At 66.3% G+C, this 16,441-nt stretch carries 14 protein-coding genes; 12 read left to right on the top strand and 2 right to left on the bottom strand.

Annotated features, from left to right (window positions below):
* The first annotated feature begins 233 nt into the window (after positions 1 to 233).
* From ACYQ0L_RS14695 to ACYQ0L_RS14745, 11 genes are all read left to right on the top strand, one after another.
* Positions 234 to 1,418: a hypothetical protein gene (locus tag ACYQ0L_RS14695; RefSeq protein ID WP_459790113.1), complete on the top strand. Its 1,185-nt coding sequence runs from the start codon at positions 234 to 236 to the stop codon at positions 1,416 to 1,418.
* On the top strand, positions 1,415 to 2,758 hold the full coding sequence (locus tag ACYQ0L_RS14700) for a DUF2254 domain-containing protein (RefSeq protein WP_459790114.1): 1,344 nt from the start codon (positions 1,415 to 1,417) through the stop codon (positions 2,756 to 2,758). Before ACYQ0L_RS14695 ends, ACYQ0L_RS14700 begins: the two co-directional genes overlap by 4 nt.
* Positions 2,755 to 5,583, top strand: a complete 2,829-nt coding sequence (locus tag ACYQ0L_RS14705; protein ID WP_459790115.1) for a UPF0182 family protein — start codon at positions 2,755 to 2,757, stop codon at positions 5,581 to 5,583. Before ACYQ0L_RS14700 ends, ACYQ0L_RS14705 begins: the two co-directional genes overlap by 4 nt.
* 6 nt (positions 5,584 to 5,589) lie before the next feature.
* Entirely contained in the window at positions 5,590 to 6,138 is a 549-nt protein-coding gene (locus ACYQ0L_RS14710) for a hypothetical protein (RefSeq protein WP_459790116.1), read from the top strand.
* 5 nt (positions 6,139 to 6,143) lie between these two features.
* Positions 6,144 to 6,725, top strand: a complete 582-nt coding sequence (locus tag ACYQ0L_RS14715) for a PadR family transcriptional regulator (RefSeq protein WP_459790117.1) — start codon at positions 6,144 to 6,146, stop codon at positions 6,723 to 6,725.
* 42 nt (positions 6,726 to 6,767) lie between these two features.
* A complete protein-coding gene (locus tag ACYQ0L_RS14720; RefSeq protein WP_459790118.1) occupies positions 6,768 to 8,846 on the top strand; it encodes a hypothetical protein in 2,079 nt (692 codons plus the stop codon).
* The gene (locus ACYQ0L_RS14725) at positions 8,836 to 9,108 is read left to right on the top strand and encodes a hypothetical protein (protein ID WP_459790119.1); all 273 of its coding nucleotides are present in this window, start codon (positions 8,836 to 8,838) and stop codon (positions 9,106 to 9,108) included. Before ACYQ0L_RS14720 ends, ACYQ0L_RS14725 begins: the two co-directional genes overlap by 11 nt.
* A gap of 177 nt (positions 9,109 to 9,285) precedes the next feature.
* Positions 9,286 to 10,278 (top strand): GGDEF domain-containing protein, encoded by a 993-nt coding sequence (locus ACYQ0L_RS14730; RefSeq protein WP_459790120.1) that lies wholly within the window; start codon positions 9,286 to 9,288, stop codon positions 10,276 to 10,278.
* 16 nt (positions 10,279 to 10,294) lie between these two features.
* Positions 10,295 to 10,846 (top strand): TMEM165/GDT1 family protein, encoded by a 552-nt coding sequence (locus tag ACYQ0L_RS14735; protein ID WP_459790121.1) that lies wholly within the window; start codon positions 10,295 to 10,297, stop codon positions 10,844 to 10,846.
* A 115-nt stretch (positions 10,847 to 10,961) separates the two neighbouring features.
* Positions 10,962 to 11,423 carry a Dps family protein gene (locus ACYQ0L_RS14740; protein ID WP_459790122.1) on the top strand — a complete coding sequence of 154 codons (462 nt, stop codon included), beginning with the start codon at positions 10,962 to 10,964 and terminating at the stop codon, positions 11,421 to 11,423.
* A gap of 74 nt (positions 11,424 to 11,497) precedes the next feature.
* A complete protein-coding gene (locus ACYQ0L_RS14745) occupies positions 11,498 to 11,971 on the top strand; it encodes an NUDIX hydrolase (protein ID WP_459790124.1) in 474 nt (157 codons plus the stop codon).
* Here the strand turns inward: ACYQ0L_RS14745 and dinB are convergent.
* The gene (dinB, locus tag ACYQ0L_RS14750; protein ID WP_459790125.1) at positions 11,968 to 13,107 is read right to left on the bottom strand and encodes a DNA polymerase IV; all 1,140 of its coding nucleotides are present in this window, start codon (positions 13,105 to 13,107) and stop codon (positions 11,968 to 11,970) included. The two genes, ACYQ0L_RS14745 and dinB, sit on opposite strands and share 4 nt — an antisense overlap.
* Before the next feature lie 66 nt (positions 13,108 to 13,173).
* On the opposite strand from dinB, the gene ACYQ0L_RS14755 reads away from it, so the two are divergent.
* Positions 13,174 to 14,484: a multidrug effflux MFS transporter gene (locus tag ACYQ0L_RS14755; protein ID WP_459790127.1), complete on the top strand. Its 1,311-nt coding sequence runs from the start codon at positions 13,174 to 13,176 to the stop codon at positions 14,482 to 14,484.
* Between the two features lie 89 nt (positions 14,485 to 14,573).
* On the opposite strand, the gene ACYQ0L_RS14760 is transcribed toward ACYQ0L_RS14755, so the two are convergent.
* Entirely contained in the window at positions 14,574 to 16,439 is a 1,866-nt protein-coding gene (locus ACYQ0L_RS14760; protein WP_459790128.1) for an acetyl/propionyl/methylcrotonyl-CoA carboxylase subunit alpha, read from the bottom strand.
* Positions 16,440 to 16,441: the final 2 nt, after the last annotated feature.

The raw sequence follows: 16,441 nt of genomic DNA on the forward strand, positions 1-16,441 counted from the left end.
ACGCGGTCGACCGGGCGTGTGGTCCGCCAGCCAGCGCTCGATTCTGCAGCCGTGCCGCCGCTTGCGACGTATCCCGCCGCCGCCCTTCCGGAGGTCATCTTATGGCGAAATAAGTGATAAGAAACGTGCTTTATAAATTCATTCTACTTGTAGTTAATATTTATACATAAGAAATAAACTAATAAATAATAGCCCTTGAACGCTCGGCAAACAGCCATCTGGGCGATTGGGAAATGCTTCTTTCATCGATTGGAATTCTGTTCCTTGCACTGACCGTGCTGGATGCGTTGCTGACCATCCTCGACGCCAGCGGGCGGAGCATATTTTCAGCCAGGGCCTATCGCCTGTTCTGGTGGATCTGGCGCTACACCGCGCGATTACTGCCGGCGTCGATGGCGCAGCGCATGCTCAGCATGGCCGCGCCGCTGATGATCGTGATGATGATCTCGGTCTGGATCGGCGGCATCGTGACCGGCTTCGCGCTCATCTTCTACGGCGGGATGTCGTTCGGTGACGTCATCACGGGTGGCGGATCGCAGCCGAGCCTTTCCGCCGCCTTCCGCCTCAGCTGGGTGACGCTGTCGACGATCGGCTTCGTCGAGATCAGCCCGTCGAACATGATGTATTCGGTCGCCGTGGCGCTCGAAGCGCTGCTCGGCAGCGTGATCCTGACCTTCTCGATCACCTACTTCCTGAGCGTCCATCGCAGCGTGCTGCTCTACGACCGGCTCGTCGCCGACCTGCATCACCGCATGGGGGGCAAGGGCGGCCCCATGGCGAGCGTGGCGGACCATCTCGCCAGTGGCGACACGGCCGGGCTCGAGCACTGGCTGGAACGCCTGCACGACGGGCTGATCGGGATGCACCAGGGGCTCAGCCGTTATCCCATCGTCTACTTCTACCGCCCGCAGGCGAGCGAGCGGGGGCTGCCCCATACGCTGAACGCGCTGGGCACGATCGCCGACGGGCTGACCTATTGCTGGCCGGGCCGGTCGCGCCCGATCCCCGCGCTGCGGGCGCTGAAGGCGGGGATGTACGATCTGGTGAGCGATCTGCGCGACGCCTACGTGCCCGTGCACCACATCGACCGGAGCCCCCCGGTGTCATGGGCGGAGTTCGACGCCGCCGTGCGCGGGGAAGACTGGGCGGTCCCGAAGTCGGTGCACCGTTTCATCGAAACCTGCTGCGCCTTGAAGGAGATGACCGGGCAATCGCCCGATCCGGCAGATGCCTACCGGCGGTACTGCGAATGGCTGCCGGCGGACCGGCGGACGCAGGCCTTCGTCGCCACCGTCGCGCGCGATCTGGGATATGAGGAGAGCCTACGCCCGCGCCGGTCCTCTTTTCTGCTCGGCCTGCTGAGCAGGGGCCCCAAGCAGCGCCCGCAATCGCTCAAGGTCAGGCGGGCGGCGTCATGACGATACCGGTCAACTATTCGGCGCGGCTCGGGCGGATCAGGATGGCGGTTCGCCAGGCGTTCTGGATCTTCCCGATGATCGCCATCTTCGCGGGCATCCTGACGGCGACCTTCGTCGCGCGGCTCAATTTCACGACCTCGGCCAGCCTTGGAGGCCTGCTCAGCACCGGCGGGCCGGTGGGCGCGCGCAATTTGGTGGAAACCGTTGCGTCGACGTCTCTCACCGTCGTGACGATCACCTTTTCGGTGACGATCGTCGCGCTGCAGGTGGCCGCGGCGCAATATTCGCCGCGGGTGCCGCGCCAGTTCATCCGCGACCGCGCCACACAGCTGACGCTGGCGGTGTTCATCTTCACCTTCGTCTACTGCCTCGCGGTGCTGCGATCGATCCGCGAGGATACGCAGGTCGTGCCGCAATTCGCGGTCACGCTGGCCTTCATCTTCGCGCTGATCAGCGTCGCCGCCTTCGTCTACTTCATCCACCACATCGTCCACGCGATCCGCATCGAACAGATCCTGCGCAACGTGGAGGAGCGCACGGTCGAGGCGCTTGGATCGAATTACGAGCGCCGGGAGAAGGACGATCCCGAGCCCCGGCTGCCCGAAATTCCCGATCGCGCCGTGCCGATCATGACGACGTCCTCCGGCATCATCCAGCGCATCAATGCCGAGCTTCTGCTGGACTATGCGGCCGCGCAGGATCTGGTCATCCAGTATGTCTACATGCTGGGGGACCAGGCGGTGAAGGACACCGCGCTCGCCTGGGTGTGGACCTGCGATCCCGATGGGCGCCTGCCCGATCCGGAAGGGGAGCTGGGCCCCCGGATTGCCAAGACCGTACAGTTCGGACGCGAACGCAGCGTGCAGGCCGATGTCGCCTTCGGCCTCACCCAGCTGGTCGATATTGCGTTGCGCGCGGTCTCCACCGCGATCAACGATCCGACGACCGCCTGCGCATCGATCCGGTCGGCGGAGATCGTGCTGGTCCAGCTGTGCAAGCACCGGCTGGGCAACCTGCTGCTGCGCGATGGCGACGGCGTCGTGCGGGTGGCGGTGCCGCGCCGCAACTTCGCATCCTATCTCGACATGGTGGTCACGCCGCTGCGGCGGACCTGCCCCGCCGACATGGCGGTGATGCTGCGCCTGTCGGAAATGCTCGCCGATGTCGGGCGGGCCGCGGTCGAGAGCGACGAGCAGAGCGAGCATGTCGCGCATCAGATGGCGCTGGTCGAGCGTGCCGTGGCGCGCGCCGTGGCCGAGGACGAGGACGTCCGGAAAATCGGTGAGGCGGCCGATGCGGTCGAGACCGCCCTGTCCGGCAAGCCGCCGAGCGTGTCATGAGCATACATCCTGCCGCCACGGTTCGCGCAGCGACCTTCTTCCTCATCGGCGGGGTCACCAGTCGGCTGTTCTACTGGGTCGTCGGCCTCGCCGCCTTCCTGCTGACGGTGATCCTGTCCGCCCGGTTCTACACCGAAGTGCTGTGGTTCGACGAGATCGGGTATCTCGACGTGTACCTCACCGTGGTGAAGACCAAGATCTGGATGGGGGTGGTCCCCTTCATCATCATGGCCGCAATGGTCGCGGGCAACATGCTGCTGGCGCACAAGCTGGCGCGGGTGGATCGCATCATCACTGCGGACGAGCGGCGCGTCGATGCGTGGCGCCGCGCCGCGGAACCCTATTTCCAGCCGATCGTGCTGACCATCTCGCTTTTCTGCGGGCTGCTGGTCGGGCTGCGGACCTACCCGCACTGGCAGACCTGGATCCTGTGGTCGAACAAGGTCGAATGGGGCCGCAACGATCCGCAGTTCGGGCGCGACCTCAGCTATTTCATGTTCGAGCTGTCGCTGCATGTGATGATCAATCACTGGCTGTTCGTGTGCGTGCTGGTGTCCCTGATCCTGACCGTCATCACCAGCTACGTTTTCGGCGGCATCCGCCCGCAGGCGCCCCGTTCGATGCTGCCCTTCCAGGTCAACCTGCACATCTCGATGCTGGTCTTCGCGCTGATGGCGCTGCTCGGCTGGGGGATGCTGCTGCAACTGCACCTGCTCAGCTATTCCGAACGCGGGGTGGTGACCGGGCTGGGCTTTACCGATTCCAACGCCAGCCTGCTGGCCTACAAGTTCGTCGCCGCAGCAGTGGTGGCCGGGTTCTTCATGTTCCAGGTCAACATCCGGAAGCCCGGCTGGATCATCCCGACGATCGTGATGGTCTACCTCATCCTCGTCGCGCTCTCGATCATCCGCTTCTATCCCAACCTGTTCCAGCTCATCATCGTCGAGCCGCAGGAGCTTGAGCGCGAGCGGCCCTATATCGAGGATCATCTCGAATTCACCCGCTACGGCTTCGCGCTCGACGATGTCGAACGGCGCACCGCGGGCATTGCGGATACCGGCGATGTCGAAGCGATCCGCGGCGATCGCGAGGTTCTGGAAAAGCTGCGCCTGTGGGACCCGGCGACTCTGCTGATCAATTTCCGCGAAATGCAGGCCTTTCGCGCCTACTACGATTTCACCGACATCGACGTCGATCGCTATCTGATCGACGGCGAGCTGGAGCCGGTGATGATCGCCGCGCGCGAGCTCGATACCGAAAACCTGCCCGAACATTCGCGCCGCTGGCAGTCGGAGCACCTGATCTACACCCATAGCTACGGGCTCGTTTCGGCCTCGGTGGCCAAGGCGAGCCCGGCGGGCCTGCCGCTGTTCCTTACCGGCGATGTGCCCAGTTCGGGCCCCGGGCCTTTGTCGGTCCGCGAACCGCAGATCTATTTCGGCGAGAACTCGCCCGAATTCTCGATCGTGCGGTCGGACACGATCGAGCTCGACCGTCCGCGCGAAGGGCGAAGCTTCGCCAAGCATGACTACAAATCCAGCAACGGCGTGGCGATCGACGGGCTGTTTTCCCGCGTGCTTTTCGCGATCCGCTTCTGGGACATCCGCCTCGCGCTGACCACGCTGCTCAGCGACGACAGCCGGGTGCTCTATCATCGCAACGTGCGCGAACGCGTGCAGCGCGTCGCCCCGTTCCTCGAAGTGGATGCCGATCCCTATCCGATCGCGGCGGACGGGCGGATCAAGTGGATCGTCGACTGCTACACCGTCAGCGACATGATGCCCTATTCCAAGCGCATCAATCTGAGCGACTTTTCGCAGGTCTTCGAAGGCAAGCAGGACGACGCAGGGGTGATCCCGGCAGAGTTCGTTCGCCTGCTCGAACGCCGCACGACGCGCGCGAATTACGTGCGCGGCAGCGTGAAGGCGGTGGTCGACGCCTATGACGGCAGCGTCGTCCTCTATTATACCGACAAGAGCGACAAGGTGCTCCAGGCGTGGCGCAATGCCTTCCCGCACGCCTTCCGGCCGGTGGAGGAGGCGAGCGCGCAGGTCCGGGCGCATTTCCGCTATCCGCAGGACCAGTTCCAGATCCAGTCGGTGATCTGGGCCGATTATCACATGCGCGCGCCGGAGGCCTATTACACCCGCGAAGGCGCATGGCGCATTCCGCAGGACGCCGACTTCATCTCGTTGCGGCGCGAACGCGACCGGCCCGAGCACGAGAAGCGCAATGTCGATCTGCGACCCTACTGGCTCAAGACCCGCTTCCCCGGGCACGACGCCGCGGAATTCGCGATCGTCCAGCCGTTCAGCCCGGAAAGCCGCAATGTCCTGTCGGGCTACCTCGTCGGCGGGAGCGACGGCGACCGGCTGGGCAAGCTGACCTCGTACAATTTCGCGCCCGACGTCACCATTCTCGGCCCGGCGCAGGCGCAGGCGCGGATCGATCAGGACGCGCGCATTTCGGCCTGGATGACATTGCGGATGCAATCGGGCTCGCGCGTGTCGCGCGGCAGGCTGCTCGCCGTCCCGCTCGACAATGCGATCATCTATGTCGAGCCTTTGTTCGTGCAGGCCGACAAGTCGAGCGTGTCCGAATTGCGCGGCGCGCAGCTCGCCAGCGTGCCCGAGCTCAAGCAGGTCGTGATCGTCTTCGGCGACCGAGTGCTGATGCGCCCCACGCTGAAGGCGGCGGTCGCCGCGCTGTTCGACGATGCCGACGCCGCGCTGCCCGAAAGGCCCGAATCCGATTCCGGCGGCGCGATCGACAATCCGCCCGCGCAGCCCATCGACAATGCCGACCAGCTCGAGACGGAAAGGTAATCCACCATGCTCACGATCATCCTCATCCTGGCCATCGTGGTCATCCTCGCCAGCCTGGTCGTCGCGGCGCTGCGACGGCACGACAGCAACAACTATTTCGACCAGGACCGCCAGCCTTTCTACGCCGAGCCGGACGAGCTGGTCGAAGGCGGGCTGCTCTATTCGCAGAAGAATTACGAGGGGAACGAGCAGCACACCTATACGGTGACCCCGGCGGGCGAGGCGGGCCTGCGCGCCTGGCTGCGCGAGCCGACCAATGATCCCGGTTTCCTGATGGCGAACTATGCCGGGATCGTGGACCGGCACGAACCGCGTCAGGTCGCTAAGAGCAGGCGGCCGATCCACCTCGCGCGCAAGGCCGAATACGAGCGGCTCGAACAGCTGCTGATCAACCGGCCCGAGTGGCGATACGCGCTGGCCGCCAGCCGCCTCGGCATCCGGTTCGAGCGCGCTTGCCTCGATTTCTGGAACGACATCGCGACGGAGCACTCGCTCGACGCCCAGTCCGATCAAAACCGGTCCGATTCAGACGAATCCGATTCACAGGGGGAATAGGCGCCATGCTCATCATCATCCTCATCATCGCCTGCATCTTCGTGCTGCTAGCCTACCTCGTCGTCACCGTCCGGCGGCACGACAAGCATGCCTATGCCGACCGTGATCGCGATCCCTTCTACGCCGAGATGGCGCGGCTGGCGGCGGCGGGCCTGCTCTACGAAGAGGAGGAGCGCCGCGTCGGCCGCCCGCGCCATTCCTTCATCGTGACACCCGCGGGCGAAGCGGCGCTCAGGACATGGCTGCGCGAACCGATGAACGATCCGGGCCTGCTGCGGCTCTACTTCGCCGGCATCGTGGGCCCGGCGGATGTCGTGGCACTGGCCCGCGAACAGGCCGGCAAGTGCCGCGAACGGCTCGAGAAATATGACCGCGTCGAGGACCTGTTCGGCCGCAAGCAGGGCTGGGACGAGGAGCGCGCGCATCTCGCCCTCGGCCAACGGTTCGAACGCTTCTGCCTCGATTTCTGGGAGGATCAGGTCGGCCAGCCGCTCAACGCGCAGCTGTTCGCCAACGATGGCGGTGAGAACGAGGATCGCGGGAAGCGCGAGGCGGAGAACGCCGAAGAGACGGAAAACGCGGGTTAGCACCCCGCGCGGGAGGTTCGATCCAGCACAGGAGAAGACGACATGAAACTTTCAGCACAATTCGCCAGCCAGACGGGCGCCTACGCCCTGGCCTTGAGCCTTGCGGCTTGTGGCCAGCCCGGCTCGGCCGAGCAGAACCGGTCCGACGGTGGGGACGCGGGCGCGGGCACGACTGCAGATGGGGATCCGGCGGTACGCCAGGACGGGGAGGTGACGCGCAAGACCAGCACCGCCCAGATCGCGCGCAAGTCGGACGAGACCGGCGCGCTCGAAGAGGTGCCGGCGATGGATGCCTTCACCGGCGAGCGGATCGATCCCGATCCCGCGAGCGGCATCTACCAGAAGGGGCGCGGGTCGACCGCGCGGATCAACCTGTCGGGCACCGGCAACGCCGCCGCCATTCGCCAGGCCGACGATACCGGCGACGGGGCCAGCGGCGCCTCGGCCACGATCGCGCTGGGCAACGACAGCGCGCTTGCGACCAACAGCACCGCCTATATCGACCAGCGCGGCGACAAGGGCGTGGTCGCGATCAACCAGCAGGGTGACGGCAACCTCTCGCTCGGCATCCAGCGGGCCAACCTCGACGGGGGCAGCACGGGGGCCGAGCAGACCCATACGCTCGCCGGGAAGGATCACCGCAGCGAGATCATCCAGCGGGCGGTCGCGACCCAAGCCGATGTCACGCTGTCGCAGGGCACCAACAGCACCGGGCTCGTGCTGCAGACCCAGGCCGGGGCCAAGGCGTCGATCGCGATCAAGAACGGACCCGGCAGCCGCAGCAAGATCGTCCAGGCGGGCAGCGGCCGGGGCAATGGTGCCGACGCGGATATCGACGGCGCGAAGAACGATACCCGGGTCACGCAGCGCTCCGACGCGGGCAGGCAGGAAGCGGGCGTCAGCCAGACGGGCACCAACTCGCAGGTCCGCATCGTGCAGGATGGCGGACAGGGCAATGTCAGCTCCGTCAACCAGAATGGCCGCGACGGAAAGGCGGTGGTGGTCCAGAAGGGCTCGCCCGCCAACAAGGCGCAGATCGACCAGGAGGGCGGGGCGTCCCGCAGCCTGGAGGGCACCATCGAACAGACCGGCGCCGGCGGCGGCAACGAGGCCGATATCGACCAGACCGGCAAAACGCATTCGGCGGCGATCCGGCAGAGCGGCCAGGGCGGCGGCAGTGTTGCCGGGATCGACCAGTCGACCGACGGCACCGACGAGAACGAGGCGCTGGTCGAACAGGTCATCGATGCCAGGTCGGGCACGGACACGGTCGATATCGACCAAGGCGGCAGCGCCAACAGTGCCGAGGCCAAGCAGAGCCGTGCCAGCGGCGGTACCGGCAGCAATGCCACGATCACCCAGCCGGGGATGCGGGGAAAGGCGAAGGTCGAACAAGACGGCCCCTCGCTCAAGGCGCAGATCGACCAGAACGGCAACGCGAACGAGGGCCGTATCGCGCAGACCGGATCGGGTCCGGCGGCCGAGGCGTCGGTGAAGACCGGCAGCGGGACGGACAACAACCTCGCGCGGATCGAGCAGCAAAGCGGCGGGACGATCGCCGCGATCGACCAGATCTCGCCCAACAACACCGCCACGATCAAGCAGATCAACGCGGCCCCCGCCAATGGCACGGTCGAGGCCGATATCGACCAGAGCTCGGACGTGCAGAACAAGGCGCGGATCGAGCAGTCGGGGCGCGGTACGGTGCGCAGCGCCTCGCTCACGCAGTCGGGGAAGGAGAACGATGGCGAGATCAAGCAGTCCGGCGATGGCAACGAGGTCACTGCCAACGTCCAGATGTCGGGCGCGCGCAACAAGACCCGCATCGCCCAGATCGCGCAGGGTTCGGGGGGGCTGCAGGGCGAGTTCCAGCAGCAGGGGGACGAAAACCAGATCGCCTTCACGCAGAACGGCAGCCAGCTGGGCGCGACGATTTCGCAGGATGGCAGCGGCAATTCGGTGGATGTGACCCAGAGCGGCGAAGGCTACGACGTCACCATCAGCCAGAGCGGCGACAACAACGCCTTCAGCATCGCCTATTCGGGCCCGAGCGAGGGCGGGGGAGGGTACTCCATCGTCCAGAGCGGCGGGGAGACGCGGGACGAGCGCGATGAGAACTGAAGCGCGCCTCGCGGCGATGGCGATACTCGCCGTCGCCGCACCGGCGGGGCCACCGGCGTGCGAAAGCTTCGCCGGGGCCTTCTGCGCCGATGCCGGCAGCGCCGATCATGGGCTGATCGTCACGAGCGATGCGACGATCGAGTTCGAGACCGGGGCGCAGGGCTTGCGGCTGACGGTCGACGATACCCGCACCGGGGCCCAGACCGTCCTCGACCTGCCCTATGGGACCCGGCAGGAAGCGGCGCGGCCCGCCCATCGGTGATGGCGTGCGCCGGTGGCCCGCCGGTCCGCCTAACGGTTTGGAATATCCCCCCCTTTTTCACCCCGTCCCGGTTGGGATTCCGGTTTCGTCTTCGCTAAAAATTCACTCCCGGCGGGTAAGAGAGCTCTTGCGGGCGGGCAGGATGCCGCGCCCAGCGAACAACAAGTGGTTGGGGTGATGAAACAGGCTAGCATCGGGCGCGACGTCCTCACGTTCCTTTCGGGCAATCTGCTCGATCCCACGCCGCTCAATTATCGCTTCGGCTACCTCTACCTCACCCGGTCGAGCAAGGTGATCGTGGAGGAGACCGACACCTATATCGAGAACGGCCTGCGCCTTAAGCAGGAGACGATCATCGAGTTCATGGGCAAGCACGCCTCTGCCTCCGACGATCCCGAAGAGCGGATTGCCGCGCGCGACGAAGCGGTCGAGCTGTTCCTTTCCGCCGCTGGAGAGCTGGCGCGTGATGCCAAGCGCCAAGCCGATGGTGCAGGGCGCGACATTGCCGAGGAAAGCCAGGCGATCAGGGACGGGGCCGAAGGGCAGGACCTGAAGGATTCGATCCGCCGGATCGTCGCGCGCGCAGCGGAGGCCGAGCGCGAGCTTTCGACCGCATCGAGCCAGATCGACCGGCTGCAGCGCGATCTCGAAGAGGCGCGCAACAAGGCGCTGGTGGACGAGCTGACCGGGATCCCGAACCGCCGGGCGACCCGCTCCACGATCCAGGATCTGGAGATTCGCAAGGTCCGCTACAGCGCCGCGATGATCGATATCGATCACTTCAAGGCGATCAACGATACCTATGGCCACGCGGTCGGCGACCGCGCGCTGCGGCTGGTGGCCGAGGCGCTGACCGAATCGCTGGCCCCGTGGCCGGTGGCGCGCTGGGGCGGGGAGGAGTTCCTCGTCATCGCTGAAGTGGCCGATCCCAAGCGGCTGGCCGACAAGGTGAGCCTCGCCAAGGACGCCCTGTCGGAGCGCAACCTGAAGCTGCGCGAAACCGACGAGCCGATGGGCGCAATCACCTTCTCCGCCGGCGTCTCGCTGAATGGCGAGACGAGCGAGGAGACGCTGCGCCGCGCGGACAATGCGCTGTACGAGGCGAAGAAGACGGGCCGCAACAAGGTGCTCATCGCACCCGAGACGGGCCGGGTGGGGGACGCCGCCTGAACCGGCGGCGCGGGCCATGGCGTCTTTCCTTTTCGGCTTTGCGGCAGCCCTGCTGCTGACCATCGGCGCGCGCGACCAGCTGCTCGTCGCGCGGCTATCCCGGCCGCTTGGCGCGCCGATCCTGTTCGCCGCGATCCTCTCCGCCATCTTCACCGCCGGACTGATGGCCATGCTGGGCGATATGATCGCTCAGATCATGCCCGCTGCGGCGCGCCACATGCTGGTCGCCATCGCGCTGGTGGTCGCCGCCTTCGAGTTGTCCTGGCCCACGCGCGAGAAGCGCCCGAAGGAGCCCACGCATTCGCCCTTCGCGGCGTTCGTCGTCCTGCTGCTGCGCCAGTGGGGCGATGCCGCGCGGTTCCTGCTGTTCGCACTGGCTGCGGCGACCACCTTGCCCGCGCTCGTCGCTGCAGGCGGCGCTCTGGGCGCGGCATTCGCGCTGGCCGGCGGCTGGGCGCTGGGGGACGAGCTGGACGCGCTGCCGCTGCGCCCCTTCCGCCTCGCAATGGGGGCGATCGTCCTGATTGCGGGCATGGGGCTGGGGCTGGGCGCACGCGGCATCCTCTGACCGCGAAACCTGTCAATCACAGTGATCGAAGCTTCGCTCGGATACCGGGCCGGGTTGCGGCGTTGGTGAAGTGAAACATCCTCAAAGCCAAATGATGAAAATAGGAGAACCGATCATGGCCGAAGCCGGTGATAATTCGAAAACCGAACTGGTGCAGGAACTTAACGGCCTGCTGGCCGATCACCTTGCGCTCTACTTCAAGACCAAGAACTTCCACTGGCACGTGAAGGGCCCGCGCTTTCGCGACCTGCACCTGCTGTTCGACGAGCAGGCGATCGAAATTCGCGATCAGATCGACGCGATCGGCGAGCGCGTCCGCAAGCTGGGCGATGTTACGCTGACCTCGATCGGTTCGGTCGCCCGTGCGACCCAGGTGAAGGACCAGGATTCGACCGATCTCGAACCCGACGCGATGGTGAGCGAACTGCACGCCGACAATGTCGCGATGGTCAAGCGCCTGAAGGGCATGAAGCCGCTGGCCGAAAAGGCCGGCGACAATGCCACCGACGGCCTGCTGGACGACTGGACCGACATGGCCGAGGAACGCGCGTGGTTCCTCAAGTCCACGCTCGGCTAAGTCGCGCAAACTGAAAAGCCGAAGGGCCGATCCGCATTGTGTCGGGTCGGCCCTTTGCTTTATCGTTCGTCTTCATGAGGCATCTGCTCCCCAAACCGGTCGAACGGTTCGCCCTGCGGATCGCGAACCGACTGCGTCACCACTGGCGCCGGATTGCGAAGCCGCAGCTCTATTCGGTCACGGTTCTGCTGCGCGATCGCGGCGGGCGAGTGCTGTTCATCCGTCATAGCTACGGCCCCTCCGGCTGGACGCTGCCCGGCGGCGGCATGTCCGCCCGCGAAGCGCCCGAAGAGACGGCCCGGCGCGAGATGCACGAGGAACTGGGTGTGCGGCTGGACGGGCTGGAGCTGCTCGAAACCTTCGACGAGACCGTTTCGGGCGCGCCGCAGCGGGCGCACGTCTTCACCGCGCGGCTTGATGCCGAGCCCGTGCCCGACGGGCGCGAGGTGGTGGCCGCGCAGTTCTTCGCAATGGACGAGGTGCCCGGGCCGATCAGCGCGCTGACTCGCCGCCGGCTGGACGTTCTGCGCCGGAGCGACCGCGCCTAGAACAGCGCCAATTGGCCGTTTTTCCCGTCGCGCCGCCGTGCTTCCTCCTCGTCCTGGGCATCGTCCCGGTCCAGATTGGAGAGCGTCAGCCCCATTAGCCGAATGGGGCGGGGCAGGGGCATCAGGTCTTCGAGGATTTCGCCCGCGAGCTGCGCGAACTCCGCCTTCCCCTCAACATTGCGCAGCAGCGACCGCGCCCGCGTGATCTGGCGGAAATCGTTGTATTTCAGCTTGAGCGTCACGGTCCGCCCGCGCGCCTGCGAGCGTTCGATCCGGTCCCACACGATCTCGACGATTTCGGCCAGCGTGGTGCGCAGCTCCTCCGCTTCGTGCCGATCGACCGAGAAGGTCCGTTCACCGCCGACCGACTTGCGGATACGGTTCACGCGCACGGGCCGGTGGTCGATCCCGCGCGCAGCGCGGTAGAGATAGTCGCCGAAACTGCCGAAATGCTGGGTGAGCCACGCGCGGTCCTTCGTGGCAAGATCGGCGCCGGTCGCGATGCCGAGCCGCGCCATCTTCTCCTCGCCGCGCGGCCCCACGCCGTGGAAGCGGCGGATCGGCAGCGTCTGGACGAAGGCCGCGCCTTCGCCGGGGCGGATCACGCACATCCCGTCGGGCTTGTTCTGGTCGCTCGCCAGCTTGGCAAGGAATTTGTTGTAGCTCACCCCCGCGCTGGCGGTCAGCCGCGTCTTGGCGCGGATTTCCTGCCGGATCATCTGCGCGACCTGCGTCGCCGAGGCGATGCCGAGCTTGTTGACCGTGACGTCCAGATAGGCCTCGTCGAGGCTGAGCGGTTCGACGAGGTCGGTGTGGTGACGAAAGATCGCGCGGATCTGGTCTGACGCCTCGCGGTAGGCATCGAAGCGGCTCTTCACGAAGATCAGGTCCGGGCACAGGCGCTTGGCGGTGACCGATGGCATGGCGGATTTCACGCCGAACTTGCGCGCCTCGTAGCTGGCGGCGGCCACCACGCCGCGCCCGCTCGCCCCGCCGACCGCGACCGGCTTGCCGCGCAGCTCCGGGTTGTCGCGCTGTTCGACGCTGGCGAAGAAGGCATCCATGTCGACATGGATGATCTTGCGCTGCGCGGGCGCATTCCCGCCATCGTCCAACGCTGTTTCGGCATCGCTCATCGCAGGTCTTCGATAGCACACAGGTTGCCAATCGGAACCGCCGAGGCCATTTGCGGTTTTGTGCAAATGCGAAATAACGAATATGGGCCGGGCGAGACACCCGGCGGGGCCGACGAACAGCCCGAAGCGCCGCGCGCTGCGCGTTCGCCCTTTCCCCTGCCTCCCTCGGGCAGGCCGATCGGGGAACGCCAGCTGATCGGCATGATGGCGCTGCTGATGGCGCTCAACGCGCTGGGCATCGATGCGGTTCTCCCGGCGCTGGACAACCTCGCTGCCGATCTCGGCGCGACGGGCAATTCCCGTCAGTTCGTTGTCGGCGCATATCTGCTCGCAGCGGGGATCGGCGCGCTCGTGCCCGGTTCGCTCGCCGATCGCTACGGACGGCGCCCGGTGCTGTTCACCGCGCTGGCGCTCTACATCGCATTCTCGATCCTGTGCGCGCTCGCCTGGAGCTTCGAATCGCTGCTCGTCCTGCGCTTCCTGCAAGGCTTCGGCGCGGCGGGCATCGTCGCGCTGCCGCCCGCGATCATCCGCGACCGGGTGGGTGGCGACAAGATGGCCCGGATGATGAGCCTGATCTTCGTCATCTTCCTGATGGTGCCGGCGATTGCGCCAAGCATAGGGCAAGGTGTTCTGATGCTGATGGGCGACTGGCGCTGGATCTTCGTGTTCACGGCACTGGCCGGGGTGTGCATGGGCGCATGGGCATGGCGCAACCTGCCTGAAACGCTGCACCCCGAAGACAAGCAGCCGATCCAGCCACGCGTGATCGCCCGCAACATGCGCGCCACGCTGACCATGCGGCAGGCGCTCGGCTACACGCTGGGCAGCGCGGTGATCTTCGGGGCGCTGTTCGGCTTCATCAACTCGGCGCAGCAGCTGGTGGGCGAGGCTTTCGGCGCGGGCCCGTGGTTCCCGCTGATCTTCGCGAGCTGTGCGGGCGCGATGGCGATCGCGAGCTGGACCAACTCGCGCATCGTCGAGCGTTTCGGCGCGCGCCGGGTGAGCCACACGGGCCTGTTCCTGTTCCTGCTCGTCGCCGCGATGCAGCTGTTCTTCGCGACCATGACCGAGGAAACGCTGTGGACCTTCGTCCCGCTGATGGCGGCGAACATGATGCTGCTGGGCTTTATCGGCGCCAATTTCGGCTCGATCGCAATGCAGCCCTTCCGCGAGACGGCGGGCGCGGCGGCCAGCGTGCAGACCTTCGTGCGCATGACCACCGCGGCAGTGATCGGCGCGAGCATCGGCTATGCCTACAACGGCACCGCAGTCCCGCTCGCGACCGCGCTGTTCTGTGGTGCGCTCATCTGCATCGGCCTGGTGCTGTTTGCGGAGCGGGGCAAGCTGTTCGGCCCGCCGGTGCACGAGGCTTGAGCTAAGGGTGAGCCCACCCCGCTGCGACTAGCGAGCAAGCTCGCAAGTCTCGCTCCCCTCCTGCATGCGGGAGGGGTTGGGGGTGGGTTCTATTCCGCAGGCTCCACCACGCACAGCACCGCCTCGACCTGCACCTGACCGCCTTCGCTGGCGGCAAGCTGCGTCACGGTGCCATCGAACGGCGCGGTGAGCGCATGCTCCATCTTCATCGCTTCGAGCACCATCAACCGCTGGCCTGCGGTAACGCTGTCGCCGTCCGCCACATCGACCGCGATGACCTTGCCCGGCATCGGGGCGAGGATCGCGCCATCGCTGGCAGCCAGCGCCCCGCCGCCGCGCGCGGCGAGATCGAACTCGTGCGCCTGACCGTCGGCGAAAACGACGACGCGCGCATCGTCGGCAAAACCGGGGAGGGGTTCGAAGGGCGCGGCCTCGGCCGGATCGACGGTGGTGAATTCACCGCCCTGGCCCAGCGCTACGGTCAGCCGCATCGGCCGGTTGAGGCGGAAGCCCGCCATCGGCTGCTCGGTCACGCCCGCAGCGAGCAGCGCAATATCGGCAGCCGCCGCGCGGATCGCGGCATTGGGCTCCGGATCGGCGAGCAGGGCATCGCCCTTCGCCTCGATAAAGCCGGTGTCGAGCTGCGCGTCGGCGAAATCGTCCTCGCCCAGCGCATTGCCGAGGAAGGCGGCGTTGGTGCGGACCGGCCAGATCTCGACCCCGTCGGTCATTTCGATCAGCTGGTCGATCGCATCGTCGCGCGTCTCGCCCCATGCCACCAGCTTGGCGACCATCGGGTCGTAATGCGGGCTGATCTCGTCGCCCTCTTCGACGCCGGTTTCGATCCGCCCCTCGTGGCCGAGGTCGAGATGGTGGAGCGGGCCGGTCGACGGCAAGAACCCCTTCGAGGGGTCCTCGGCATACAGCCGCGCCTCGATCGCCCAGCCGGCGATGCTCAGCTCGTCCTGCTTCTTCGGGATCGGCTCGCCCGCCGCGACGCGCAGCTGCCATTCGACCAGATCGACCCCGGTGATCTCCTCGGTCACCGGATGCTCGACCTGCAGGCGGGTGTTCATCTCCATGAAGAAGATGCGGTCGGCGCGCAGGCCTTCCGAAGCGTCGGCGATGAATTCGATCGTGCCCGCGCCCTCGTAATCGACCGCCTTGGCCGCACGTACGGCGGCGGAGCAGATGTCTTCGCGCGTCGCCTCGTCCATGCCCGGCGCAGGCGCTTCCTCGATCACCTTCTGGTGGCGGCGCTGCAAGGAACAGTCGCGTTCGAACAGGTGGACGACATTGCCGTGGCTGTCGCCGAACACCTGCACCTCGATGTGGCGGGGCGAGGTGATCCATTTTTCGAGGATCACGTCGTCATTGCCGAAGCTGGCCTTGGCCTCGCGGCGGCAGGATTCGAGCGCGGAGAGAAAATCCTCCTCAGCATCCACCTTGCGCATCCCCTTGCCGCCGCCGCCCGCGACCGCCTTGATGAGGACGGGGTAGCCAATCGCATCTGCTTCGGATTTCAGGCGCTCAGGTGACTGGTCGTCGCCGTCGTAGCCGGGAGTCACAGGCACGCCCGCCTCGCGCATCAGCTTCTTGGCGGCATCCTTCAGCCCCATGGCGCGGATCGAGGAGGGCGGCGCGCCGACCCAGATGAGCCCTGCGTCCTTCACGGCCTGCGCGAAATTGGCGTTCTCGGACAGGAAGCCGTAGCCGGGGTGGATCGCCTCCGCGCCCGTCTGCTTGGCGGCGGCGATGATCTTCTCGCCTACGAGGTAGCTTTCGGCGGCAGGCGAGGGCCCGATATGCACCGCCTCGTCGGCGGAGCGCACGTGCAGCGCGCCGGCATCGGCATCGGAATAGACCGCCACGGTGGCGATACCCATCGAGCGTGCGGTGCGGATGATGCGGCAGGCGATTTCGCCGCGATTGGCGATCAGGAGCTTCTGGATCATGG

The sequence above is a fragment of the Alteriqipengyuania triglochinis genome (assembly GCF_054655655.1).